This window comes from Pseudomonas baltica (assembly GCF_031880315.1).
In the GTDB taxonomy this organism is placed as follows: domain Bacteria; phylum Pseudomonadota; class Gammaproteobacteria; order Pseudomonadales; family Pseudomonadaceae; genus Aquipseudomonas.
Genome location: NZ_CP134771.1, coordinates 4,381,097 through 4,405,381, shown reverse-complemented (window position 1 = coordinate 4,405,381; position 24,285 = coordinate 4,381,097). Strand labels below are relative to the sequence as shown.

Below are 24,285 nucleotides of genomic sequence, written 5' to 3'. Positions count from 1 at the left end.
GTAGCATGAAAAACCCCTCGCCCTTCGAGTGACCGTGAAACGATGCTTATGTTCTCTTTATTTCCATGCGGCTGGATGGGCCGCATGCAGAGACGGTTTACTACTGCCCTATCTATCAAGTCCCGTCCAATAACTGCTCCCTGTCCAGCAGCTCCGTCACATGGACCACTGCTGCCTCCTCCATTGCGGCCAAGCATTTATGGATTCCAAGCCGCCAGCGGCCCCTGGTCGAATCTGGACGCGCTTCCGTGTCCCAGGTGTTGATGTCGTAGAACTCGTCGGGAAGGACAGCCACATCAGTCGAGCGCTTGCCTTGCTTGCCCTTCATCTTGGGAATGAACCACACGGTGGTCGCCTTGTAGATGAACAGCGCCGGGGCTGGCGAGGTGATGCGCGGGATTGTCCGGGATATCGCACCCACCCGATTGCCCTTGCTGGTCGAGTATCGGCCCACCAGCACATCCCAGTGCGCCGGGCTCAACTCGCGGTGCAACAGCGCGTGAAGGCAGCAGTCGTAATCGAATTGGTCGCGGGCAGACAGAAGCGCCCTGAAGCCTCCCGAACTGGCCCCTGAGTCGATCAGCTTCTGCCAGCTCTGCTTGGTTGAGTTGTCGATGCTGTCGGCCGCCAACACCCGGACGATCGCCGACATGACGTTGCGGTAAATAGCCGGGCTGAAGTCCGCCAGCATTTTGCGGGATGCCATCACGGTCACCTTACTCATAGTCTCTTCTCCCCTTCCGGCTCGTGAACTTGACCACTCGACCCATCTCGACCTCTTCGTCTGACGGGTAAGGGTTGCCGATGAAGTTGACGAACCGGCCGTACTCGCCCTGCTGCTGGAGCACGCAACTGCCGACCTTCGCGTGACGACACTTAGTCATCAGGATTTCGGTGACACCGTTCTGGCCTTCCTCGGTGTCCATGTCCCGATGAACCATCAGAATGCAGGAGGCATCGGCCTCGATCTCTCCAGAGTCGCGCAAGTCGCTGGATTGCGGCTTCTTGCCGACGCGCTTCGTGGAGTCCCGGTTCAACTGGGCCAGCTCGATCACCGGGATGTTCATCTCCTTGGCCAGACGCAGTAGCGCCTTGCTGATGGTGCCGACCTCCTCGCTTCGCGTCCGTCCCTTTTGCTCCGCTTTGATCAGTCCGAGGTAGTCGACCATGATCCCAGCCAGCCCGTGCTCGCGCTCGCACTGGCGGGCGGTAGCACGGATGGACGCCGGGGTTTGCACTGCGTCTTCACAGATGAACAGCGGCGCACCAACCGCTTGCGCAACTGCGTTGACCATATTCGCCCAGTCCTCGGTCTTCATCCGCTCCGGATTATCCAAGCGCCGCAGGTCGATGCCTCCAAGCGAAGCTATGGCTCGGACGCCCAGTTCCTCCCCGGGCATCTCGATGGAAAAGATCAGCCACGGTTTGTGCGTCCGAATCGCATTGTGCTGTGCGATTTGCAGGCCCAGCGTGGTCTTGCCGCTACCTGGCAACCCCGCGATGACCGTGACTTTCTTCGGCCTGATTCCTTGGACCAGCTCGTCCAAATCCTTGAGCCCGGTGTCGGGCCAGGTAGGCGCCCGGCCGTTGGCCTTGTCGTCGATGGCCTGGCTTGCATCACCCATGAATTCATCGAGACGGCGATACCGCGGGGCATCGTCATCGAGATTGCGCAAGTCGGCGGTGGCCTGCTGGGCCATGGCAATAATCTCGGAGACCGGCTTATCCTCGCTCGCGCTGTCGCGGATCACTTCCGCTACTTCGATCACCTTGCGCAGCGCCGACCGTTCAAGCACGGTGCGGCGATAAGCCTTCCAGTTCGCAATGCTGGGCGTATTCGCCGCGATCTCGCCGGCGTAGGCGATCGTCCGGTTGCCACTGGGCAGCGTAGGCCGCTCGATACCCACAGTCACCGGATCAATGGGCTGGCCAGAGGCGTGCGTTTCGAGGATGGCTTCGTACAGCGCCGCGTTTTCCAAGTCGCTGAAATCCCGGCTGTTCACTTTGCTGGTGATGTCGTCGAACAGGGTGGCGTTCAGCATCAAAGCGCCCAGCAACGCGTGCTCAGCCTCAATCGAAAAGAGCTCTCTCATGCTGCACCCCGCGCCGATGCCCAGCCGAATACCTCAACCAGTCCACCACGGTCGCGAAGCCGGTCGACGGCCCGGTCACCCAGGCACTCGCGCAGTTGAGGAACCGACAGGTTCGAGACCACGATGGTCGGCTTGGTCTGCTCGTATCGGCCGTTGATGACCTCGAAAAGCACCTGGCGCTCGAAGTCCGTACCGTTCTGCAGGCCTACCTCATCAATCACCAGTAGGTGCGGGGCGATCATCCCGGCGTAGACCTGCGCCTCTGTTTTGCCCTGAGCGCCAAACGTGGACTTCACTGAGCGGATAATTCCGCCGGCCGTTGTGTACAGGCCGCGCATCCCCTGGGTACCGAAGTACCGAAGGCTCTGCTGAAGCATCGCGGTGGCCAAATGGGTTTTGCCGGTTCCGACCTTGCCCAGTAGCATCACACAGCGACCCACTTCGAAGTTTTCAGCGAAGGCCTCTACGAAGCCGCAGACGACGTTCCAGACGCGCACCTTGGCTTGGTCATTCCCGGCAACCCAGTTCTCTAGCGTGGCCTGCTGGAAGCGCAGCGGAATGGCAGCATCGAGTAGTTGGTTGTTCAGTTGACGCTTGGTGTGCTCCAGAGCACCGCCAGCGCGGACAGTGAGGTCAGCGGCGTGGCGGCGGTCAAAGTGACAACGGGGGCAGCCATACCAGACCGGATCGGCGCCGAACTGTTCCACCAGCGCGTTAGGGTACTGACCGTGCTCGGTACACTGGCCAGCGCGGGTTTCGATTGTGAAGCGTGGTCGTGTGGTCATTGCGCTGCCTCCCCGATTCGGTAATTGCCGTGCTCGTCCGTCTCAAGGCCGGCGGTGTGGTCGATCTTGTCCAGGCCGGTGTGGCGGGAGTTACCAGTGCCAGCTCGTGCCGGCTTCAGGTCATCCAGGTAGCGTTTCTTGTTGAGCCAGGTCGAAGCCATGGGGACGTATTGCCCATCGTCCTTGGTCCAGTCGCGGGAGACGGAATGTTGCCCAAGGGCAGTCATCAACGTTTGGCGAAGATCGGCGTCAGGCTTGAGGCGCTTCCATGCTGTTGCTGCTTCCTGCTTGCCCTTCCCGTTCGGGTAAAGCTTCCAGAACATTTCAAAGCCTTCCATTGGGTCCGGTTTGCCCGAAGGGTTTTCAGTGCTTGCTGCTTCACTCAGTCCTTGCTTACCTTCAATACTTACTAGTGTCGGATTTGCCGGATGCGGTTGAGCCGTATGCGGTCCAGCCGGATACGGTGAATCCGGAAGCGGTGTTTCGGACACCATGTAAGTGACTTCCCCTAGCACACCGGCCTCTGTGCGCGGTTGTTCACGGCGGACATAGCCCGCCTTGATCAGCTCGTCCAAGAGACCGTAGATGCCATCGCGGCCGGTCGGCTTGACTGATGTCGCGGTCTCCCCACGAAGATGCGCAGGCGACACACGCCAGTGGTCAGGCTTGCCCAGCAGGAACACGAGAACACCCCGAGCAGCCCAGCTCAGGCGCCGGTCTTCGCTGATCGCCTTGTTCAACAGGTAGAAATTCCCCTCAGGGCGAGGGGCGCGGATGATGCTCATGCGGATACCTCCGGCACCTTACGGAAATCAATCGTCTTGGTGCCCTTCCAGCTGTTGCACAAGGCGCAAAGAGTTTGGAGATTCCCCAGCGAAGTTTCTCCCCCATAGCTTTCAGGAAAAACGTGATCTGCTCTGAGGTCCTTCTGGCTTTTGCAGCGGAGGCAGGCGTAGCCGTCTCGCTCGAATACCGCGAGACGCATGCGCGAGTTGATCACTTTCTTGCGATATGTCCGCTTCAACGGCGGATCTACCGGAATGGCGAGGAAGTACTGTCCAACGGCATGTCGCCGGATAAGCCCTCGACGTACCAGCCGTTCGACAGCCAGAAGCACTTCATCTTCGGACAAGTTGGTATAGCGAGCGATGCTGGCGTCGGCGATCGTCGCCTGGTTTTCCTGCGCACTGTCACACATGCACATCAAGACGAACTTATCGATAGGCTCAAGACTGGTCTGCGCCAGCGCCCAAACTACTGATTCCAGGCTCATTGCAGGGTCTCCGCTTTGACTTCAACCAGCCGCACGCCGTCGAACGGCGACCCGGGGCCGAAGAGGTCCGGGAGATCTTCTTTGGGCGCGGTCTTCAACCACTCCACCAAGGTGGCGAAGCAGGCTTCGAACAGCGGTCCACCATCGCCCCAGTTGTCGAGCCGCGGGCTCACGCTGTTCTCGAGGCGAGAGACGTAGATCAGCCCTGCCAGGCTGCGCTCTTCTTGGCGGAGCCTAGCCTCAGCCCGGTGGACCGGGTTGATGCTGAGCAGGTCACAGAGTTTTTCGAACCCCAGTGCCTCATAGGCCCCTTCGCGATCGCGCATTAGCATATGGCCGATACCCGTTAGGACATGGTCGTTACCTTCCAACTCTTGAGCGCGATGGCCGTCGCCCCGCGCGTTGAGCTCATCGATCGCCTTTCTGGCGAATGGCAGGTATGGCTTGAGCTTCGCCGCCTGGCGGTGGAACGCTCGACGCTCAGAAAAAATCTCCTTGCGGTGGCGCAACAGGTTGCGGGTCACGTGCTGGATGAGGATGAAGTGGGTGCTGGCGCTGCAGCCCGGCTTGGCTGCGATGTCGGCGATCTTCTGAGCTTTTTCAACAGTCATTTTCAGCATTGCGAATCTCCATCGGCGCCGAACAGGTCAGCCAGATCAATTTGGTAAACGGCCTCCCAGGCGGCAGCGGGCCAGGAGCGAACCCAGCCATAACGAGAGTCGAGAACCTTCGGCGCGGCGACGCCGTGTAAAGCGCACCAATTTTTAAGCGGGCGAAACCCCTGCTTGCCGAACTTGCGCTTGGCGGCCTTCTCAACGGCGGAGACGGTCGCCTGGAGACAGCCACGGCCAAGTTCGGCCTGAAGAGTGCGGACTTGCCGCACTGCTGCGGAAGCAGTGGCCATGGCAGTGGCTTCGCGCCTAGTGCCGATCTCTGCCTTGGTCGCTACCGCGTGGTCTCGCTGTTCAATCGCGAGTTGCTCGGAGCGTTTGGTGGCCAGCAGGTGCTCAAGAGCGGTGATGTAGTCGCCGGGAAGTGCGGGGGGCGATGCGGTTCGGAAGTACTCGTCAACCAGTCGAGACTGAACATCCCACGCGAGATCGTCGTTGAACGGCTTGGTGAGCAGCATGTAGCCGCGCTCAGTCAGCAAGACCCCTTTCGCGGTGCGAGGCGCGAATGCTTGGGCAATCGACTGCGTACGAATATCGTCCGCAGTCACTTCGAAGCAGTCGCGGCCCTCAACAAAGCGATCTCGGTGTTCATTGAAGTTGCGGCGCGCAGTCCCTTCTGGCCTCTCATGCACCTGGTCGATCATCGCCAAGGTCACGACACGCTGGCCGCGGTACTCGACGACTGGCATGGTGGTGTTGTGGATGGTGATCAGGTTCACTGGACACCCCCAACATTCACCGCGTCGTGCGCGGCACCGACATGACGCTTTTTCCAAAGAAAATTGCAGCTGTCAAAGCTGATCGCTTCGAGGCGGCACTCGATCTGCGAGGCGAGCGGATTGGTCCAACCGCCATCGAGCGACGGGATGATCTGGAACATCAGGATCGAGTGCAGCTCGCGGAACACCGCGCGCGCATGGTTCATCTTGGCCATTTGCTCGGCGGTAAGATTGACCTCGGCGAGCAGTTCGCCTTCGATTTCCAGAACGGATGGATATGTGTTCATTGCCCGTTCTCCAGTTGCGCGCCACGAAATGGCACCTCTTCGTTTTGTGGCGCCGACTGGCGCGGGTCGTACCGGCCGAATTGGCCGAGGCGGGCCAAGTATTCGTGGCCCGGACGATCTGCGGATCGGCACGAGATAATGAGGTCCCGGTTGCGCGCAGCGCGCGGGGTTACGATCTCGAAGTCCTCGGCATCGCCCGCGCAGGTCTGGACAATCACCCTGACGTCGGGTACCGCAGATGCGATTGCAGGCCGAAGTTCGAGCGCCAAATTCTTGTCGAGAATGGGCATGCCTTGAATCCTAATGTTTGGCAGGACCTGATCGACGGTGAACCAAATGAGGCCGAGCGGCATGTCTGCCTCGACTTGAATGTCCGAGGACTCTTGTGCTCTTGGAGGAGCAGTGGTATTTTTCGGGTGCATTAATTCGTCCTCCTATAGAACGAAGATTTGATAAGCTCCCCGGCAAGGGAGTGGTTAAAAGGCCCGCCTACGAGCGGGCTTTTTGTTGCCTGGAATAAAGTCAGCCGGACAGCAAAAATAAGGATTGGCAGGCGGTCATAGAGATACCTGCTTCGTACTGGATGGATTCACAGCAGATTCATGGGGCTGCTGAGTAGCAGCTTTTGCGAGTAAATTTTGCTCCATGGTCGGCAGCGACTTTGCTAACGATGGACGCAGTTGCGCAGCGGTGAAATGGCCACCGGTTTTGTTCTGCGCCACCAGAGCAACATCTGCCGAACATCCGTGGAGTCCTCGAATCCATCCACTAACGGTGCCTTGCGTTACACCGAGAGCTTTTGCGGTAGCGACTTGCCCACCGAAAAAGGCCACGAGGTCGTTAAAAATACTGGTCATCTGCCTAAACCATTTAGAGGTATACCTTTAATATATTTTAAAGGGATACCTTTTTGCAAGAAAAAAGGTATCCCATTAGATTGAGCAGCTATGGAACTTAAAGATCGCCTCAAACATGCCCGTAAAATGGCCAACCTCACCCAGGTTGAGCTTGCGGAACGCGCCGGCATCAAGCAGGCGTCTGTTTCCGAAATCGAAAGGGGACTGTCCCGGACAAGTGGTTATCTTGTAAAAATAGCGCAAATCTGCGGAGTGAGCCCGGTATGGCTTGCGGAAGGGGTCGGCCCTGTTGATTCGGTTGGCAACCCAGCAGTTACTGAATCGCAGGCAGGTAAGGTGACGCCAGGTGCGTCAGCTGCGGATTTGGTAAAGGAGATGCTTGCGAAAAGTGGTAAAGGAATCGCTGAAGAAACACGCGCCCGCTTACTGGCCGCGGCCGATGAGTCTCAAACCGACTTTCTTCCCTCCGAATACAGCTCATTACACCCGCGCAACGAAGAAATAGTCATCCCCCAGTACGACATTCGCGCTGCCATGGGGGATGGGCAAGTGCCACCTGATTACACCGAGGTCGTTCGCAATCTGGTAGTGCGCGAGGAATTGCTACGCGAGAAGGGCGTTACCTACACCTCAGCCTCAGCCCTAGCGATGATCAACGGTTGGGGGCAGTCGATGGAAGGCACGATCAATGACAAGGATTTGGTGATCGTTGATCGAGGAGTGAAGGATTTTATTGGCGAGGGAATCTACGTCATGACCTGGCACCAAGAGCTCTACATCAAACGGGTGATGCGCCTCGATGAAGAAAACTATCGCCTGATCTCGGACAATAAGCATTATGAGAACCAGACGGCCCGGATCGACGATGTGACAATTCACGCGAAGGTTCTCTACATCTGGAATGGTAGGAAGGCTTGAAAAATGTCTCTCACCAAGCCCAACCAAGATCTACGCCGCGACCTCAAGGGCATCGCTTCGGACCTCAAGTGGTCGGCGGTCGAGCTGATGCGAATCGCTGAGCGGCTGAGCCTGGCCGGCAACGAGGCGGATGCCCAGGCCGTGCAGAGGATGTGCCAGGTATGCCAAGATGGTGAGGATCGGCTGTCGGGGTATGCGGACGAGGTAGAATCCGGCGCGATTGAACGCTTCAGCAAAAGGAAACCTCCAGATGCCAATGAAAAGAGCTAACCGTGAGCTGCGCCACGATCTGGAGGCAGCGTTACAGCACCTTGAGGATTATGCTGGCGAATTGTTTCGGCAAGCTACCGTTGCCGGGCCGGATGAGTTTTCAGGTGCAATGGCGAGGATCGCAAAATTGCATTACCTCGTTGATCGGATTGGCGGATACGTCGAAGAGATCAAGGATCGGAAAATCACAAGGGAGTGACGGATGCAGATGAAAGACCGTAATGCGCAGCAGCAACGCAATGAGCTGAGCTACCTGGCGCATGATGCCAGGCGAATCATTGCCTCGAACCACAATAATCCACGGCTCCGGGAGACCCTGATCAGGGCGCTTTGCAGCAGATTCTCTGTGGGGTTATTGCCTAGGCCAGGCGGAGCGGCTGAAGGCGGGTAAATTCGAGGCATATCTGAACACGAAAGTGAAAGCCAAAGCTTTACCTGTTTCGGTTGCCCTGCTGGCGATTGCTTCCTACTCAGTCAATGCTCTTGGCAAGCCACAACAAGCAGCTCGGCCCACCCTAGCGCCGGGCTTTTCGTTTCCGCCATCCCCGCCTGACACCGTAGCCCGCCACTGAGCGGTTTTTTTGTGTACCCCCATCCAATGGCCTATCATGATCTTGGGTGCAGTCCACGCCGGTCACGCACCTAGCCCGCCAATATCCTCCCCGACACTGGCGGGCTTTTTGTTACTACTCCCAGGCAAGTGCTGTCAAAGCTTTCCAGCTCACGCCCGCAATTACAATGCAGACCACAAGGCCAACAAGTATTAGCCACGCCGTTTTGTCGCTACCTGGCGGAAGAAAGTTGCGCATTCGATGAGCCTCCTGGCCCAGAGAATTGACAGGGTATGCTGCGGGGTAGGATAGCTCGAATAAAGCCACCGCCTGATCAAATCGCAGTCCTCGCCACTGAGCGGGCTTTTCAGTTAAACCTTCCCATGTCCACCCAATGCGCGCACTCTTGATCCTCATCAAGGGGAACGCCATGCTCACCGATTCAGAGCGTCACCTCAAACTCAGGTTCTTGCGTTTCGTCCGATATGAGTTACTGCACATAAGCAGTGCTCCGCATTTATTCCGCCGCGATTACTGGCGCCTAAATTCTATGATTGTCTCAATGCGCCTCAGCTCGTACATTACGAGCGCCCAAGCAGCGACCCTGGAGGGGTTGGCTGCGGATTCCATGACACTTGGACACTCAGCCCACGATCATTTGGACACTCGTTCCACGCTTACTTGGACATCTGATCCACATCCACTTGGCCAGGCAGTCGGAGCGCAGCGACGCAGGTTTGCATTGTTAGTCTGAAGTCCCTGCCGCCGTCAATTTCGTTGCGCGCCTGCGCATCGATTCGCCCTTCAGTTCGATTCGATAAGCGTTGTGCACCAGACGGTCGAGGATCGCATCGCCCAACGTCGGATCGCCGATCAGCGCATGCCATTTGTCCACCGGCATCTGGCTGGTAACCAGTGTCGAGCGGTTGCCGTAGCGGTCGTCCAGCAGTTCAAGCATGTCGCGCCGTTGCGCGGCGGTAAACGGTGCCAGGCCCCAGTCGTCCAAGATCAGCAGGTCAGTCTTGGCGTAGCCAGCCATCAGTTTGGCGAAGCGGCCGTCGCCATGGGCCAGGCCCAGTTCCTCCATCAAGCGCGGCAGGCGCAGGTAACGGACGCTGTAGCCGTCGCGGCAGGCCTTGTGGGCCAGCGCGCAGGCGAGCCAGGTTTTGCCTACGCCAGTTGGCCCGCCGATGATCAGGTTCAGGCCATCGCGCAGCCACTGGCCGCTGCCCAGTTGCAGGATCAAGGCCTTGTCCAGGCCACGTGGGCTGCGGTAGTCGATGTCTTCCAGGCAGGCGTTGTGGCGCAGTCGCGCGGCTTTGAGGCGAGTGGTCAGGCGGGCGTCTTCGCGCTCGGTCAGCTCGCGATCGACCATCAGACCGAAGCGTTCGTCGAAGCTCAGATCATTGATATCGGGCGTTGCGTGTTGCTCGCCCAGCGACTTGATCATGCCGTGCAGGCGCAGGGTTTGTAGCTTGTCGAGCGTTGGATTCGGTAGCATTTCGAAGCTCCTTTTTCAGGTCAGTGGTAGTAGCCCGGGCCACGTAGGTTGATGTGCTCGTCGGGCAGTAGTGGCAGGTTTTGCTGGGCCAGCGGCAGGCGCTCCAGCTTTTGGCGCAGGATCGATTCCAGGCTTTTGTAGCTGCATGCGCCCAGTGCCAGCGCTCGCTGGCACGCGGCTTCCAGCCGCGCTTCGCCGTGCTGTTTGCTCAGGCGCAGGATGCCCAGGCAGGCGCGGAAGCCGTGCTGTGGGTGGATTCGGCGTTCGAGGATGTAGGCGATGACGCCAGCGGTGTTAGGCCCGGTCTGCTCTGCCCAGCGGATCAACCGTTGTGGAGTCCATTCGGCGTGCTCGCGGTGGCTCTTGGGCATGTGCTCGGTTTGGGTGGTGTGCCGGCCCTTGTGCAGCGAGCGCAGATGGCTGGCCACGCGTTGGTTGGCGTGGAAACACTCGACCGTCTGAGCCGTGAGCCGTACTTCGAGTTGGTGCTTCACCAGTTGGTATGGCACCGAGTAGAAGTGGCCATCGACCTCGACGTGGTAGTCGATATGGACGCGCACTTTTTTCCATTCGGCATAGACGTACGGGTGTTCCGGCAGCCCTTGCAGCGCCGGCTGGTCGAGGGCCTCGAAGGCTGATCGGCGTGAGCCGGGCAGCTTTTTGAAGGGCTTGTGATTGAGGCGATCCAGCAGCAGTGCGATGGCGGCATTGAGTTCACCGAGCGAAAAAAACTGGCGGTTGCGCAGCACCGCCAGGATCCAGCGCTCGACGACTTGGACGCCGACTTCGACCTTGGCTTTGTCCCTTGGCTTGCGCGAGCGAGCGGGTAATACGGCTACGCCGTAATGCTCGGCCAGGTCGCGGTAGCTGGGGTTGATGTCGGGTTCGTAGCGATGAGCTTTGGTCACGCCACTGCGTAGGTTGTCCGGCACCAGGATCTGCGATGTACCCCCGAGAAAAGCGAAGCAGCGCACGTGCGAGCCCAGCCAGTCGGGCAGTTTCTGCGACCAGGTGGCTCGGCGAAGGTGTAGCTGGACGCGCCGAGAACGGCGACGAAGATCTGCGCCTGGCGGATCTCGCCGGTTCGCCGATCAATGACCGGCACGGTCTGCCCGGCGTAATCGACGAACAGCTTTTCGCCTGCACGGTGTTCCTGGCGCATCACCACATCGACCTTGGCGGCCCAGAGGCGGTAGTGCTCGCAGAACCAGCTGTACTGGAAGCCTTGCGGGTGCGTGAGTCGATATTCCTGCCAGAGCAAGGCCAGAGTGACGCCGGGGCGGCGCAACTCGGCGTGTACCCATGCCCAATCAGGCATCGGCCTTTGGTCGCTTGGAACTGTTGGGGTTGGCGGGAACAAGCGTCGTTCCAACTCGGCGTCCGACAACGATGTCGGCCAACTCAGTCCGCAGGCGTTGAAGCGGTGCAAGTAGTTGCCCGCACTGCCGCTACTGATGCGCAGGCTGGCGGCGATCTTGCGCACGGACAGGCCGGCGTCGAACTTTAGGCGTAGTACCTCTCGGATTTTACGCATGGATATACGCTCCACGACGACCTCTTCGCTGCGAGAAAAGAGGTCGATGGTAGTGAATAAACCTGCGTTGCTGTCTGCCTGAGATTTGAGTGGGTCAGTAGAAAATCACTGTCCAAGTACTCGTGGAATCAGTGTCCAAGTGGCCGTGGAGTGAGTGTCCAAGTCAGCGTGGAATCGGTGTCCAAGTGTTCGTGGAATGGGTGTCCAAGTGCGCGTGGAATCCCCAGGTTGGCAACTACGGCGCTTGGCAAAGCACTGAAAGCAGAAAGAATACCTAGCCAATGAAATCCCTACGCGATGAGCCAGGCCGCCACTGAGCGGGCTTTTTTGTGCATGTCAGAAAGGCGCTGGCTCATCCAGCGCATTGAACTCCTCGTGCATCTCGGCACGCGGATCGTCGTCTGTAAGCGTCCAGCCCAGCCTCCTTGCAAACAGCCGCTCATCGCAACGGCAACAACTCATCAATCCTGCTGTTGGGCCATGTCGGGAGCTTTTCCAACGTATCGCGCAGCCATGCCGACGGGGCAAGCCCATTAAGTTTCGCCGTCGCCAGCAAGCTCTGGATCGCAGCTGCGCGGCATCCCGCTCGCTCAGAGCCAGTAAACAACCAGTTCTTCTTACCCACCGCTATAGGCCTGATCACATTTTCAACTGCGTTGTTATCGATAGGTAAATCACCGCTGCGGGCATAGCGTGACAACGCCACCCAGCGCTTGAGGCTGTAGTCCATCGCCTTGGCCAAGCTGCTGCCGTTCGCTACCCCTTGGCGGGTCGATAGCATCCACTCATGCATGTCTTGCAGCTTGGCCAGCGCCTCGCTGGTGCGCAGATGTTTGCGTGCATCACAGGTCAACATTTTTCCCCGTGATTCGATTTCGTACAATTGAGCGATCCGTAGTAAAGCCTCGGCAGCCACCGCGCTTTGATTGGCCGCATGCAATTCAAAAAACTTGCGCCGTGCATGTGCCATACAACCCACTTCGGTAACGCCCTGAGTAAATAGCGCTTTGTAGCCCGCATAATCGTCAACGACCAAATGACCTTTCCAGTCATCCAGAAAAGCGCGTGCATGCGCACCGCTGCGCCCGGTCTGGTAATCAAATACGGTAATCCCCGGCCCGGGATCCAGGTCGTTACTGCGATAAACCCACAAATAGGCTCGCTTGGTTTTGCCTTTGCCAGGGTCAAGTTGCTGTACCGGTGTTTCGTCAGCATGCAGGATCAGGCGTTGGCGCAACAACTCGGCCAATCGATCCGCCAGCGGTTGCAGCGCAAATCCATAGCGGCCAACCCAGTCGGCCAAGGTTGATCGTGCCAGTGTGACGCCCGCACGCTGGGCGATCTGTTCAAGGCGATACAACGGGAGATGATCGAGGTACTTGCTGATCAACACCCAGGTAATCAGTCCCGGAGCCGCCAGGCCGCCGTCGATGATGGCGGGAGGCACTTGTGCTGAAACAATACGTTCGCAGGGTCGGCAGGCGTATTTGCTACGGATATGGCGATGCACGAAGAACTTGGCAGGCTCGACATCCAGTTGCTCGGTGATGTCTTCGCCCACTTTTACCCATTCACCACCGCATTCAGGGCAACGGCAGGCCTCGGGCTTGTGGCGATGTTCAATACGTGGCAGATGTTCCGGCAGTGGTTGACGGCCGGCGCGAGAGCGCTGCGCTCGCTGTTGAGGCACGAGTGCCTCGACTTCTACTTCAATGGCGGCGCAGTCGGCATCGGCGGTTTCTTGAAATAAGTCTCGCTGCTCGGGCGACAACGCCTCGTTTCTGACGCCGAACCGAATACGCTTGTAATGAGCAAGTTCGAGGGTCAATGCCTGGATTTTCAACGCGTCATGTTGAGCCTGGGCACGTAGCTTATCGACATCGACCTGCTGTGAAAGCGCGGCCATGATCCTCTCCCGCAGGGCGGGATCAAGATTGAGGGCGGCGATTTCATCGGCGACTGGCATCCGTGGATTTTACTGAAAAAATCCACACTATCGTTATCTGCGAACGATATGAAAGAGTATTTCTCTACACTCTCCAGTCACTCATCGGACGAGCTTCCAATCGTTGCCAGTCAACGCCAGTGATCAGCCACTGCCATTGCGCCTGGGTCAATGTGAAGACTGTTTCGCCAGGGACAGGCCATACAAAAGTGCCTTCATGCAGACGGCGCTGGCTAAGCCAGACACCGGTGCCGTCCCATTGAAGAAGCTTGAGGCGGTTGCCTCGGCGATTACGAAAAGCATAAGCGGTGCCGTCGCACGGCGATCTTCCCAGCGCGTGTTGGACGCGCGACGAAAGACCATCGATGCCAAGGCGCATGTCCATCGGTTCAAGAATCAGCCAGACCTGTGCAGGCAATAGCATCAGCGCATCTCCTGGAGCAGATGGGCCAGCCACGCCGGATCTATCGTGCACGGCAATATCAGCTCCCAGCCGCTTGGATGTCTTAGCTTCAGCTCGCTTGCCGTGGCAACTTCACGTACGGCGATGGGCACTATCGTCAGGGTCTCGTTTTCCAGCTCGCGACTTCGAAACCAATAGCCAAATGATTTGGTGTTGATCTTGTGCCGCTCGCAGTAGGCAACTTGGGTCATGCCGCTGTTGCGCCATGCCTGGACATGTTCGGCCCAGAATGCGCGCCGTGCGGTGAGTCCGGCGGGTGGTTTCATGTGTGCTCCTTCGTGGAAGGGCACAGCGTGGCGAGAGGCGGAGGGGAATCATAGGTGGCTGGGCTGGACGCTTACCGTCGTCTGACGGCGCGTCCCAGCTCAGCGTGACCGATTCGTCCTCATCGTTGAATGTAATGTCGATCCCATCGACTTCCGACAATGCCCCCATCACCTCCTCCCACTCGCGGTCGCCGTCTGAATCCAGGCGGTGAATCTTTATGCTTTTCCGTTCCTGGGCGATCGGGTGATTAATCATGTTCGACACCCTGAGCCGTAGCCGCTCAACCCCGCTCACCTCAATCCGTTCTGCCGGTTTCTTCAGTGCCTTAACCATACTGCTTTCCTTCTGCTGTATATCCGTACAGTAAAAGCAAGCCTAACGCCTCTGTAACCGCCAGTAAAAGAGATATCACAAAATAAAGGTATAACTGTTGACAGCGCAATAAAGGCAAGCCTATATTTACTCCATCGAAACCAGCACGGAGCAATACGCCATGACCCACCCCACCATCACCTCGAACGGTATCGTCGGCCGGATCGGCGCCGGGCTGTCCCAGCGTGAGCTGGAGTGCGTCATGGCCGTCGCGTGCGGCATGAGCTCCAAGGAAGCCTCCCGCGATCTGGGCATCAGCAAGGACGGCGTCGACAAGCGCATCCTGGCCGCTGGCGTAAAGCTGGGTGTAGTGAAGCGTGCTGCTCTGGTTGCAGCAGCATTCCAGCGAGGCATCATTGCCTTTGCCGGCGGTGCGCCAACCCCAGGGCCCCAGCACCATGAAGACAGCGACGACCATCAGGGCGTGTTCGTGGCGTAAGAAGTGGCGTGCGCCGGTGCGCGGGCGCAGTCCGGTGATGTAACCACCAAACCCAACTGATTTTTGCGAAAGCCAACAACGCGGCCGGGATTCGTTCGGCCTAGAGAAAGGAAACCACAATGCTGATCCTCACCCGTAAAGCCGGCGAATCCCTCGTGATCGCCAACAACATCGTCGTGACCGTAATCGGCGTCAACCATGGGCAGGTCCGCCTGGGCATTGAGGCGCCGGCTCACGTGGTGGTCGACCGCGAAGAAATCCACCAGCGCCGTCAGGCTGAGCTGCAGAACACAACCCCGCTCGAGCACTACAGCCGTATGGCGGCAGAAGCCAAGGTGCGGCCATGAACAACTCATCCCTCGGACAGCGCCTGATCGCGTTGTGGCAGCTGCTCCAGCGCCGTGAGAGCACTTTTGGCGAAGTCATGGCCATGGCTGCCGAGTGCGGCATCGACGGGCGCCGGGTGCTGGCCGACCACTTCAATCAGCCGGCGGTAATCGTCTGCAGCCTGGAGGCTTAGCCATGAACAACGCCTATCAGCTCCCAGATCGCTACGATCAGCCAAAGCCGCTTTCAGCGCGAGTGGGGCTGCCGAAGAGCTCGTGCTCGACTGGTACTCCTCCCCTGCTGCGTCTTCTCCCTACTCGCCGCAATTCTGGCCTGCTCTACACCCCACGCGAGGGCCACGGTCATGCTCTCATTCAGCCGGGCTGGATAGAATTCTTCAAAGCAGCATCTTCCATCGCTTGCATATACGCCGATGAAGAGCTGAGTGACAGCGTCTCGAGAAAGCCGAACTTGAACGTCAATCAAGGCCCCGTCGGAGAGCCGCTCTTCATGCTCCCTGTAGTGCAGTTGGCAATCAGCCCATGTCCAAAACTTGGGGCCGCGACGGCGCATGTTGAAGCCTCTCTAACAGGAGAAAAAGGAACCACGGAGCAATCCGCGAAGGATCAGTGCGACCCGGATGAAAGTCAACGGAAGGCACCTCGAAATTCAGTGTTTTCGGGCCTTTTTTCGGAATTTAGGACCTGCGGTGGTTATAGAGGAGCGAAATTCCGCCTAGGAAATAGAAAAGGGCCCAAACATTATCCAATTCGAAGCAACGAGTTGCGCCCTACGGACCGCCCATACGGTAGCCACGGACAGCGACATCGTGTGCATCACTGGGAAAAACTCTTCGTAAATGAGTCCCCCATTTCTCTGATAGACGCCGATGAAAGCCTGGGTCGAATTCATGTCGTTCAGCCGGATCCGAACGTCTATCTGAACACCGGTACGATCAATCGAGGGGTAGGAGACGCCATGCATTCCGCTCTTCACCCATGCGTCGTACTCGTTGCCTCGTTTTCTCATAAAACTACTACCAGCGCAGATGGACATCTCAGGAGCCATTTGTTGGCAAGCCTATCACTGGCAAACCACATACCTAAGCCCCCCGACAGGCTAGGTACACCAAGGCACAGACACCAGCTTAGACCGAGATAAGGTGAGCACATGCGCTATGTGACCGTCAGGAAGTTCGCCAGCGAGTCTGGCTACACAGAGGACGCGATCCGCTCAAAGATCCGTGACGGCATCTGGCGGCTCGGAGAGATATGGGTTAGGGCTCCGGATGGCCGGACCATTATTGACGTAGAGGGATATGAATCATGGGTAGAGGCGGGCGGGGAGTTCGGGCGGTCTCCGATACGAGCATCGAAATCACGTTCATGTATCGGGGCGTCCGGTGCCGCGAGCGCATCACGCTCAAGCCCTCCCCCACTAATCTGAAAAAGGCAGAGCAGCACAAGGCGGCGATCGAGCACGCGATATCGATCGGGACCTTCGACTATGCGGTGACCTTCCCCGGCTCGCCCAGGGCTGCGCAATTCGCGCCAGAGGCGAGCCGGGAGACAGTTAACGGTTTCCTGACTAGGTGGCTGGCAGCCAAGAAGAAACACCTCGCGAGCAGCAGCTTCGACGGCTACCGAAAGATCGTCGAGCTCCGCCTGCTCCCTGCCCTTGGCGACCACATGCTGGTCGACCTCAAGCGCAAGATCGTCCGCGACTGGTTGGACACCCTGCTGGTGGGTAACAAGACGTTGAGCAACATCCAGAGCTGCTTGCGCTCGGCGCTGAACGACGCGTGCGAGGAGGAGCTGATAGAGCTCAATCCGCTGGCTGGCTGGACCTACTCCCGTAAAGAGGCGCCCCCGAAGGAAGACGACGTCGACCCATTCGCGCCCGAAGAACAAGCCGCAATTCTGGGTGTCCTCCAAGGTCAGGCCCGTAACCTGGTGCAGTTCGCGCTGTGGACAGGACTGCGCACCAGCGAGCTGGTGGCCCTGGACTGGGGCGACGTGGATTGGCTCCGCGGCGAGGTGATGATCACCAAGGCAATGACCCAGGCATCAGGCGGTATCGCCGAAGTACCCAAGACATCCGCAGGGCGCCGGAGCGTCAAACTGCTGCGCCCTGCCCTTGAGGCACTGAAAGCTCAGAAGGAGCACACGTTCCTCGCCGATCGCGAGATCTTCCAGAACCCGCGCACAGGGGAGCGGTGGACTGGTGATCAGCCGATCAGAAAGACAATGTGGGTACCGGCGATGAAGAAGGCGGGTGTTCGGTATCGGCGGCCTTACCAAACCAGGCATACCTACGCATCCATGATGCTATCCGCTGGCGAGCACCCAATGTGGGTTGCGAAGCAGATGGGGCATACGGATTGGACGATGATCGCCAGAGTGTATGGTCGATGGCTTCCAAATGAGCATTCGACGTCTGGTTCGAAAGCTGAAATTGCTTTCGCAACCGCCGACACTCAGCTAATGAATTGCGTTGTGAGGCCGACAACCTAGATGTAAACTGTAAACCAAGACGTAAACCAGCCCGATTCGAAGGAGCACAACGGTGCCGGACAAATTATCCAATGCCCCGGTCTACTACGCGATAGCGCAAGCGCAATTCAATCCTGTGCCGGCGATGCATAAATATGTAGTCGATATCCAGGACCAGCTTCGACGCGTTGGGTTCACGCTGTTCGAGCCGCAGCAACAGATGCAGCTGCAGATTCCTGAGGCTGGAGCAGCGTTCGCTGAACCGCAGGTTACGCAGACGTCGCTCTGGCTGCTTACAAAGCAGGACCGAAGCTCAGGCTTCATCCTAAACGCGAATTCTCTATCGTTTCATACGACGCATTACGAAACGAGCCAGGAATTTATTCCTACGCTCCTGATGGGGCTCAAAGCCGTGCACGAAGTCGTAGGTCTGGCGCATCTGAGTCGCGTGGGCCTTCGCTACCTAGATGCGGTTCAGCCATCAGAAGGCGAAAGCATTGAGCAATACCTAACACCCGGCCTACACGGATTGGATTTTGACGCACCACGATTACAGTCCATGATGGAATCGGTTTTCCATACAGAATGCGGCCCTCTGGTTCCCACTGGGATGCTGCTGAGCCGTGTCTACAAGGCTCGTGGGGTAGTGGGGTTTCCACCAGATCTCCTACCACATGGTTTAGTCATGATGCCGAAATTCGTGACTCCGGAAATAACTCATGCTGTTATCGATACCGACCATTCCGTCTCGGGGCAAATGCCAATTGATTTCGAAGCGATCGAAATGCAGATGAAAAATCTACACGCCGCAATTAAACAAGTCTTTGCTGCTACCGTTACAGATCATGCCAATCGCGTTTGGGCCTAAATCAGGGGGAAATATGTACGCAAGCCCGACTTCTACTTACCTTTCACCCTCAGCCAGCGGCAGCAAGAGCAAGCTTGTAGTGGCGGTGATGAGTCTTTTGGTTACTGGCACAGGCAGCGCCTATCCGATCACGGCGGCCGATAGCTGGTGGAAATCAGTCAAGCCTCGGGTTTCTTTTACGCTCGCGAAAGAAGATCCGCATAAGCATATAGATGTGCGCTCGCCGGTGGCACACATCGAAAATATTCGAGAAACCCTAAATCCCTCGATGGCGGATCTTTCGGCAGTGTTTGGTGTTTCTAGGCAGGCAATCTACAAATGGATAAGCCGCGACTCCGAGCCAGAGCCTGCAACTCAGGCGAAACTCGCGACGCTAAGCCGCATCGCCGATGAGCTCAAGTCCGCCCAGGTCGAGCGAGTCGGAAACCTGGTAAAAATGAAAGCGTTTAACGGAAGCTCCCTGCTTGACCTAGTGAGGTTGGGTACCAATAGCTCAGAGCATATTTCTGTTCTCATCACTGAGGCGCGGAAAATGGAAACAAATTATGCGAAGTCCGGTCTGCCGCAGTCCAAGGCAAAGCCTTCTGACTCGTGGCAAACCTATGTGTCCATTCCTGGTGCCGTCGAACGAGTGTAGGTAATAAAGATGCTTGGACGTGATACCGAATGGCGGCAAGGGCAAATGCTTAGCGAGGATCACGTTCTCAAGCTGGGCTTGGCTTTAGATGCGGCGGAAAATATCAAGGTTGTCGTGGCGACACACGACTGTGACCTGGCGAACGACCACGAAAATGACATTGAGGTGTTGATTGGTATTGGTCTAGATAAGCCAGAGGGCATCTTGGAGAACGCTAGAAACCCGCGGCGCCTTCATCTTACGTTTTCAACGGATCATGGGCCGATTTACATTGAGGTAGCTCATTCAGGGAGACGGTCGCTCTCCCGAAAGGACTTTATTGCGAGTGCCACAGGCGCCTCCGGGTCACCGCTAGACTCCGAGCAGAAAAGAGCCTTCAAGCAATGGTTAGCCGCACGCTATGGCCGCCCTGCTTTCCCAAATTCGTTTGAGACACGCCTCAGAACGCTGGTCGGAAAGAATCCCGTTGAAAAACAGATAACAAAAATCGTAACGCCTCATGCGAAACATTTGGTCGGGGTATTCTTTGACCTCGGAGAAGAACGTACAGAGGAATTAGGGGAAGAAACCCCCTACTTCCTCTCCATAAGCGTTCTGTACGATGCAAACGACGGAGGTCCAACGGCTCGAGAGGCGGCGGAGGCCGCGGCTGCCGCGTTGGTCGATTTATTTCACAATGCCTATGGGGCCGGTGAAAATCGTGGTGCGATTATTCTGGAGCGCTGCGCGGCAGTAGCGGATACGGTTATGACATTGGCCGATCTGCGCAAAGTGGACCAGTGGCGGCTTGAGTATGTGAGCCTCTCAGAATCCCCACCTGGAGATTTCGTAGGGGCTGGCGAGCTATCGACCTAGAATGACAGCAAAATGACAGCCTTCCGGCTGCACGCCTTATGGAGTGGGTCAGGGACGGGGGTTCAAATCCCCCCGGCCCAACCGAAACAGTAGCACGTGCCAATATGCCTACCCCGCATACAGCTCCCCCCCAAAGCCCACAGGAAAACCTCTGACAGCTCCATAACTCCGGGCAGCAAAACCATAAATCCTGATGCGACTATTTCGCCAGTTGAACCACTGCCATGCGATACGAATTAGCTGTTACGTTTCACAAAGGCGACGGCCTACAAAAATGCCGACCAGCACCAAGGAGACCGGCGGGACCATGCGCTTGCCTCTGCATTTACTCTGCGAACCCTGCAATCTGCCCCAAACGCACCCGTATTTAGTAAGGCCCCTACGCCAGCCTGGTAATAACCTCAACGCCAATCGCAGCATCAATCAAGGCATACCTGTACAATCCCATATTGTCATCCTCCCAGTGCCAACCGCGCCCACGCACGCGATCAGCGCTCACCCCCTGTGCCGGAGCGCCAACTGCATGCCGCAAGAACGACTGGACCTGTTGAAGCTACCCAAGCCTGTCCGTGGACCGATCAACGACCTGGTGCGTGCACTCAATGCAGCGAGCACACGGGAGGACATCGAACGTGAGGGTACGCTGGAGATTGCATTGATCCTTGGCCTCGAAACTGCCAAAAAATTGAAGCCAGCAGATATTGAAGCGCTTTACATGATTTTCGACGACGCGGTGCAGGAACGGTTGCAAAGGCTACCCGCAGAGGAATAGCCCCTCAACGATGGCTGACGCTGAATCCAGTCATTCCCTGCTCCTCTCAATGCCCCTACCTAAAGTCCTGCGCCTTGCAGGGCTTGGGACACCCGCCCGTCGCCCTTCATCCCCGCCCATCCCACCTTGGCCCATTTCTCGCTAACACCCAGCGGGGAACAATTTTCCGGCGCTCCACTCTCCACTCCGCCGGCCGATACCCCCTTGAGAGCAGCAACGCTCCCCGTTCTACCGGTATTCGCCCAAGGCAGAGGTTCCGATGGCCCGACCTTCATTTATCCAGCGCATCCGCACTCGGCTGCGTAATCGTTACTGGCAGTCCGCAGCGGGCATCGCCATCACCCTGATATTGGCCGGCGGCATGTGGCTATCCCACAGTGATTCCCCCGTCTCCGCCAACCCGACCATGGCCGAGCAACTCCAGCACGACGACAGCCCATGGCGCGCTCAACCTGCGCGCTTCTCCAGCTTCGTCGACGACGTGCGTGCCGACAAAGTGGCCGAGGCCATCAGCGGCAACAACCAGTTGTACGTCACCCTCAAGGACGGCAGCCATTACGCCGTGTACGACGGTTCTGGCTTCGTGGCGCGTCAGGCCTACTTGTTCGTGGCCAGCGATGCGACGCCGACCTTCCAGTATTCCGAGCTTAAAGAAAGCGACGCGATCAGTGCCGGCGCTGCCATCGACATGACCATGCGCTTGTTGGTGATCGGTTTGTTGCTGAGCGTCGCGTGGCCGACGGTGTCCGGGCGGGTGATGGGCTATCTGCGCCGCAACAAGCATACGCCGACCACTTTCGACGACGTGGTCGGCTGCGGCGAGGCCAAGCAGGCGTTGCTGGACATCGCCATGGCCCAGCGTTATCCCGAGCGCTTCACCTCTCTGGGCGCGCGACCGCCGCGTGGGGTGCTGCTGACCGGGTCGCCGGGCACCGGCAAGACGCATCTGGCCAAGGCGCTGGCCACCGAATGCGGGGTGAACTTCATCGCCGCTACTGGCAGCGATTTCTCGAGCATGTTCTACGGCGTCGGCATTATGAAGGTCCGCAGTCTGTTCCGGCAGGCGCGGCGCAAGGCGCCCTGCATCATTCTTATCGACGAGATCGACGGCATCGGCCGCCGCGCTGCCGAGCCGCGCATGGGCGAGGCCGAGCAGAATCGCATCGTCAACCAGTTTCTCACCGAGATGGACGGCTTCAGCTCCGCCCATGGCGTGCTGGTGATCGGCGCTACCAACCTGGCGGAATCCCTGGACCCGGCGCTGCGCCGTGAGGGCCGTTTCGACCGTACCATCGCCGTGCCGCTGCCGACGCTGGAGGACCGCAAGGCCTTGCTGCGTCTGTATCTGGGCAAGCTCAAGCAGGTCGGCGAGATGGACATCGACCGTCTGGCCGGCACTTGCATGGGCCTGACTCCGGCGGCGATTGCGGCGCTGGTTAATCAGGCGGCGATCTTCGCTGCCCGGGAAGCGGCCACCAGCATCGAGGAGCATCACCTGGTGAATGCGATCGAGACCCAGCGCATCGGCGAGAAGCCCATGGGTGTCACGCCGTTCACCGAGCAGGAACGTCGTTGTATTGCCGTGCACGAGGCCGGTCACGCGCTCGCGGCCGCGCAGTTGAAAATCGGCAAGGTCGACAAGGTGACTATCCTGCCGCGCGGTCAGGCGCTCGGCGTGACCTTGGTGATCCCGACCGAGGACAAGCGCCTGCATCGCAAGTCTGAACTGCAGAACCGTATCGTCATGTTGTTGGCGGGGCGGGCGGCGGAGAAGCTGTATTTCCATGAGGTGTCGTCGGGGGCGTCGTCCGATTTGCAGGAGGCGACCCGTATTGCCTTGTCGATGGTCAGCGCCTTGGGCATGGGCCCGCACAGTGATCTGGCGACGCTGAGTGTGATGCGCGATGCGGGTATCGAAGTTGACCCGACGCCTACCCTGCTGCAGGTGAATGCGTTATTGCGCGAGCAAGAGGCGATCTGTGATGGGCTGCTGCATGAGCATCGCGTCGCGATGGATACGGTGGTGGCGCGGTTGCTGGAGGCCGAGACCATTGACGGTGCGGAAGTTTATGAGGCGCTGGGGCTGAGTGCTGTGCGTAACTCCGAGCGCGAGCATGCCGCCCTGGAACGAGCGGCTTACAGCGAGGACTCGACGCTGAACTGACCTGCAGGCCGCTCGATCTGCCGCGATCGCCCCGGCGATGTAACTCAATGATGCTAACCGTTAGTCGGCCTTAAGCTACTGATTTTGTACTGGATATTTCTACTAACACTCTTACGGATTTCCGCCTCCAAGATGCTAGAGCCCCTTCTGGAGACCATCGCTAGAGGAAGCTTTCAACCCATAGCTGTTGGTCGAAACTGGCAGCAATGGCTCAATGCCTAGAGCACATCAGCGCACAGCGCTCACTAAGACCCTGGATGTATACAGTCTAACTGTATATATTCAGGTTTCTAGGCATCCAGGCGTCAGGGGTCGTTATGTCGGCAGTGAACAAAGCTATCGTCCGCCGCTTCAATCAAGAGGTTATTGAGAACTGCAACCGGCACGAATTTGAAATGCTCGTAGCGCAAGATTTCATCAACCATTCGGCAGCGGTCGGTCAGGACAAAGGGCGAGAAGGTCTATGGCATACCTTTCACAATGTTCTGCATCCGGGGTTGTCCGGTCTCCAAGTAGAGGTGCTGGATCAGGTTGCTGAAGACGACAAAGTGACGACCCGAAAGCGCATTATCGGCTGCCACTCCGGGGTACTTCTCGGTATATCGGCAACGGGGCGTGCAGTGTCCATTGATGTCATCGACATGGTCCGCATCCATAATGGCCAATATGTCGAGCACTGGGGGCTCAATTCGTTGCCCACTTTGCTGGCAGCTTTGCGCTCAGACTGATTGACCGTCTGAGGCGGTGGCAATCATTTGCTCCAGAATTCTGACCGCAGCTTCAAGCGTTTGCAGCTGGGATGCTGTGGTTTTTTCCTTGAGCTGGCGAGCCAACCAGTCACTGCGCTGATGACGGCTGTGTTCGAGCGCAGCTCGGCCTTGGTGGGTCAGCTCGAAGAGCTGCTTTCGGGCATCGCTCGGATCAAGACCTCGTGTCACCAGTTGCTGCTGCTCCAACTGGGCGATAACCAGCCGCATGCTTTGATGCTTGACGTGACGACGCGCAGCAATCGCGCTTATGCTCGCAGGCCCATGGCGGTCAAGCAGCCCTAGAGTTTCAGACTGTGCTGAAGACGGCGTGTGCGATCCACTGCGCACTTCCCGGACAAGATTGCCGACCACTCTTCGCAGATCTTCGGCCAACTGTTCAGTTGCCTTCTCAGAGGACACAGAGTAACCGCCGGGAGATTCTGAAGGAGAGGACAATGGGCTTTCTCTTAGTGGTC

At 58.1% G+C, this 24,285-nt stretch carries 28 protein-coding genes and 2 pseudogenes; 13 read left to right on the top strand and 17 right to left on the bottom strand.

What is annotated here, in order from left to right; all coding sequences use genetic code 11:
* Nucleotides 1-115: 115 nt before the first annotated feature.
* From REH34_RS19675 to REH34_RS19630, 10 genes are all read right to left on the bottom strand, one after another.
* Entirely contained in the window at nt 116-724 is a 609-nt protein-coding gene (locus REH34_RS19675; protein ID WP_311968896.1) for a hypothetical protein, read from the bottom strand.
* Nucleotides 717-2,093: a DnaB-like helicase C-terminal domain-containing protein gene (locus tag REH34_RS19670; RefSeq protein WP_311968895.1), complete on the bottom strand. Its 1,377-nt coding sequence runs from the start codon at nt 2,091-2,093 to the stop codon at nt 717-719. Before REH34_RS19670 ends, REH34_RS19675 begins: the two co-directional genes overlap by 8 nt.
* Nucleotides 2,090-2,878 carry an ATP-binding protein gene (locus REH34_RS19665; RefSeq protein WP_311968894.1) on the bottom strand — a complete coding sequence of 263 codons (789 nt, stop codon included), beginning with the start codon at nt 2,876-2,878 and terminating at the stop codon, nt 2,090-2,092. The genes REH34_RS19670 and REH34_RS19665 overlap by 4 nt, the downstream gene beginning before the upstream one ends.
* The gene (locus tag REH34_RS19660) at nt 2,875-3,663 is read right to left on the bottom strand and encodes a hypothetical protein (RefSeq protein ID WP_311968893.1); all 789 of its coding nucleotides are present in this window, start codon (nt 3,661-3,663) and stop codon (nt 2,875-2,877) included. Before REH34_RS19660 ends, REH34_RS19665 begins: the two co-directional genes overlap by 4 nt.
* Nucleotides 3,660-4,151 carry an HNH endonuclease gene (locus REH34_RS19655; protein ID WP_311968892.1) on the bottom strand — a complete coding sequence of 164 codons (492 nt, stop codon included), beginning with the start codon at nt 4,149-4,151 and terminating at the stop codon, nt 3,660-3,662. Before REH34_RS19655 ends, REH34_RS19660 begins: the two co-directional genes overlap by 4 nt.
* Nucleotides 4,148-4,771, bottom strand: coding sequence for a hypothetical protein (locus tag REH34_RS19650; RefSeq protein WP_311968891.1), 624 nt, complete (start codon nt 4,769-4,771; stop codon nt 4,148-4,150). The genes REH34_RS19655 and REH34_RS19650 overlap by 4 nt, the downstream gene beginning before the upstream one ends.
* Nucleotides 4,765-5,541, bottom strand: a complete 777-nt coding sequence (locus REH34_RS19645; RefSeq protein ID WP_311968890.1) for an ORF6N domain-containing protein — start codon at nt 5,539-5,541, stop codon at nt 4,765-4,767. Before REH34_RS19645 ends, REH34_RS19650 begins: the two co-directional genes overlap by 7 nt.
* The gene (locus REH34_RS19640) at nt 5,538-5,828 is read right to left on the bottom strand and encodes a hypothetical protein (RefSeq protein WP_311968889.1); all 291 of its coding nucleotides are present in this window, start codon (nt 5,826-5,828) and stop codon (nt 5,538-5,540) included. The genes REH34_RS19645 and REH34_RS19640 overlap by 4 nt, the downstream gene beginning before the upstream one ends.
* Nucleotides 5,825-6,118, bottom strand: a complete 294-nt coding sequence (locus REH34_RS19635; protein WP_311968888.1) for a hypothetical protein — start codon at nt 6,116-6,118, stop codon at nt 5,825-5,827. Before REH34_RS19635 ends, REH34_RS19640 begins: the two co-directional genes overlap by 4 nt.
* Nucleotides 6,119-6,385: 267 nt before the next feature.
* Nucleotides 6,386-6,685, bottom strand: coding sequence for a YdaS family helix-turn-helix protein (locus tag REH34_RS19630; protein WP_311968887.1), 300 nt, complete (start codon nt 6,683-6,685; stop codon nt 6,386-6,388).
* Nucleotides 6,686-6,775: 90 nt separating this feature from the next.
* Between REH34_RS19630 and REH34_RS19625 the strand changes: the two genes are divergently transcribed.
* From REH34_RS19625 to REH34_RS19615, 3 genes are read left to right on the top strand one after another with little or no spacing between them, the layout of a single operon-like run.
* Entirely contained in the window at nt 6,776-7,603 is an 828-nt protein-coding gene (locus REH34_RS19625; protein ID WP_311968886.1) for a S24 family peptidase, read from the top strand.
* A 3-nt stretch (nt 7,604-7,606) separates the two neighbouring features.
* Nucleotides 7,607-7,873 (top strand): hypothetical protein, encoded by a 267-nt coding sequence (locus REH34_RS19620; protein WP_311968885.1) that lies wholly within the window; start codon nt 7,607-7,609, stop codon nt 7,871-7,873.
* Nucleotides 7,854-8,072: a hypothetical protein gene (locus tag REH34_RS19615; RefSeq protein WP_311968883.1), complete on the top strand. Its 219-nt coding sequence runs from the start codon at nt 7,854-7,856 to the stop codon at nt 8,070-8,072. Before REH34_RS19620 ends, REH34_RS19615 begins: the two co-directional genes overlap by 20 nt.
* A 1,097-nt stretch (nt 8,073-9,169) precedes the next feature.
* Here the strand turns inward: REH34_RS19615 and istB are convergent.
* The 6 genes and pseudogenes from istB to REH34_RS19585 all read right to left on the bottom strand — a co-directional run.
* Entirely contained in the window at nt 9,170-9,925 is a 756-nt protein-coding gene (istB, locus tag REH34_RS19610) for an IS21-like element ISPsy14 family helper ATPase IstB (RefSeq protein WP_311968882.1), read from the bottom strand.
* 20 nt (nt 9,926-9,945) lie between these two features.
* Nucleotides 9,946-11,459: pseudogene (gene istA, locus REH34_RS19605) on the bottom strand (IS21 family transposase).
* Between the two features lie 439 nt (nt 11,460-11,898).
* Nucleotides 11,899-13,425, bottom strand: coding sequence for an IS66 family transposase (gene tnpC, locus REH34_RS19600; protein ID WP_311968881.1), 1,527 nt, complete (start codon nt 13,423-13,425; stop codon nt 11,899-11,901).
* 64 nt (nt 13,426-13,489) lie between these two features.
* On the bottom strand, nt 13,490-13,828 hold the full coding sequence (tnpB, locus tag REH34_RS19595; protein ID WP_311968880.1) for an IS66 family insertion sequence element accessory protein TnpB: 339 nt from the start codon (nt 13,826-13,828) through the stop codon (nt 13,490-13,492).
* Nucleotides 13,828-14,133 carry an IS66 family insertion sequence element accessory protein TnpA gene (tnpA, locus tag REH34_RS19590; RefSeq protein ID WP_311970368.1) on the bottom strand — a complete coding sequence of 102 codons (306 nt, stop codon included), beginning with the start codon at nt 14,131-14,133 and terminating at the stop codon, nt 13,828-13,830. Before tnpA ends, tnpB begins: the two co-directional genes overlap by 1 nt.
* Nucleotides 14,134-14,215: 82 nt before the next feature.
* A pseudogene (locus REH34_RS19585) lies at nt 14,216-14,467 on the bottom strand (DUF1654 domain-containing protein); the annotation flags it as partial.
* 160 nt (nt 14,468-14,627) lie between these two features.
* On the opposite strand from REH34_RS19585, the gene REH34_RS19580 reads away from it, so the two are divergent.
* From REH34_RS19580 to REH34_RS19530, 10 genes are all read left to right on the top strand, one after another.
* Nucleotides 14,628-14,945: a LuxR C-terminal-related transcriptional regulator gene (locus REH34_RS19580; RefSeq protein WP_311968879.1), complete on the top strand. Its 318-nt coding sequence runs from the start codon at nt 14,628-14,630 to the stop codon at nt 14,943-14,945.
* Nucleotides 14,946-15,064: 119 nt separating this feature from the next.
* Complete coding sequence (gene csrA / locus REH34_RS19575) at nt 15,065-15,292, top strand: carbon storage regulator CsrA (RefSeq protein ID WP_311968878.1); 228 nt, start codon at nt 15,065-15,067, stop codon at nt 15,290-15,292.
* Complete coding sequence (locus tag REH34_RS19570; protein WP_311968877.1) at nt 15,289-15,465, top strand: hypothetical protein; 177 nt, start codon at nt 15,289-15,291, stop codon at nt 15,463-15,465. Before csrA ends, REH34_RS19570 begins: the two co-directional genes overlap by 4 nt.
* 1,132 nt (nt 15,466-16,597) lie before the next feature.
* Nucleotides 16,598-17,785, top strand: a complete 1,188-nt coding sequence (locus tag REH34_RS19560) for an Arm DNA-binding domain-containing protein (RefSeq protein ID WP_311968875.1) — start codon at nt 16,598-16,600, stop codon at nt 17,783-17,785.
* A 52-nt stretch (nt 17,786-17,837) separates the two neighbouring features.
* Nucleotides 17,838-18,632 (top strand): TIGR04255 family protein, encoded by a 795-nt coding sequence (locus REH34_RS19555; RefSeq protein WP_311968874.1) that lies wholly within the window; start codon nt 17,838-17,840, stop codon nt 18,630-18,632.
* Nucleotides 18,633-18,645: 13 nt separating this feature from the next.
* Nucleotides 18,646-19,269: a helix-turn-helix transcriptional regulator gene (locus REH34_RS19550; protein WP_311968872.1), complete on the top strand. Its 624-nt coding sequence runs from the start codon at nt 18,646-18,648 to the stop codon at nt 19,267-19,269.
* Nucleotides 19,270-19,278: 9 nt separating this feature from the next.
* Nucleotides 19,279-20,124 (top strand): hypothetical protein, encoded by an 846-nt coding sequence (locus tag REH34_RS19545; protein WP_311968870.1) that lies wholly within the window; start codon nt 19,279-19,281, stop codon nt 20,122-20,124.
* 523 nt (nt 20,125-20,647) lie between these two features.
* Nucleotides 20,648-20,896, top strand: a complete 249-nt coding sequence (locus REH34_RS19540; RefSeq protein WP_311968869.1) for a hypothetical protein — start codon at nt 20,648-20,650, stop codon at nt 20,894-20,896.
* Nucleotides 20,897-21,155: 259 nt separating this feature from the next.
* Nucleotides 21,156-23,060 (top strand): AAA family ATPase, encoded by a 1,905-nt coding sequence (locus REH34_RS19535; protein WP_311968868.1) that lies wholly within the window; start codon nt 21,156-21,158, stop codon nt 23,058-23,060.
* Between the two features lie 317 nt (nt 23,061-23,377).
* Nucleotides 23,378-23,788 (top strand): ester cyclase, encoded by a 411-nt coding sequence (locus tag REH34_RS19530; RefSeq protein WP_311968867.1) that lies wholly within the window; start codon nt 23,378-23,380, stop codon nt 23,786-23,788.
* Here REH34_RS19530 and REH34_RS19525 read toward each other — a convergent pair.
* Nucleotides 23,780-24,202 carry a MarR family transcriptional regulator gene (locus REH34_RS19525; RefSeq protein WP_311968866.1) on the bottom strand — a complete coding sequence of 141 codons (423 nt, stop codon included), beginning with the start codon at nt 24,200-24,202 and terminating at the stop codon, nt 23,780-23,782. The genes REH34_RS19530 and REH34_RS19525 overlap by 9 nt on opposite strands.
* Nucleotides 24,203-24,285 lie beyond the last annotated feature (83 nt).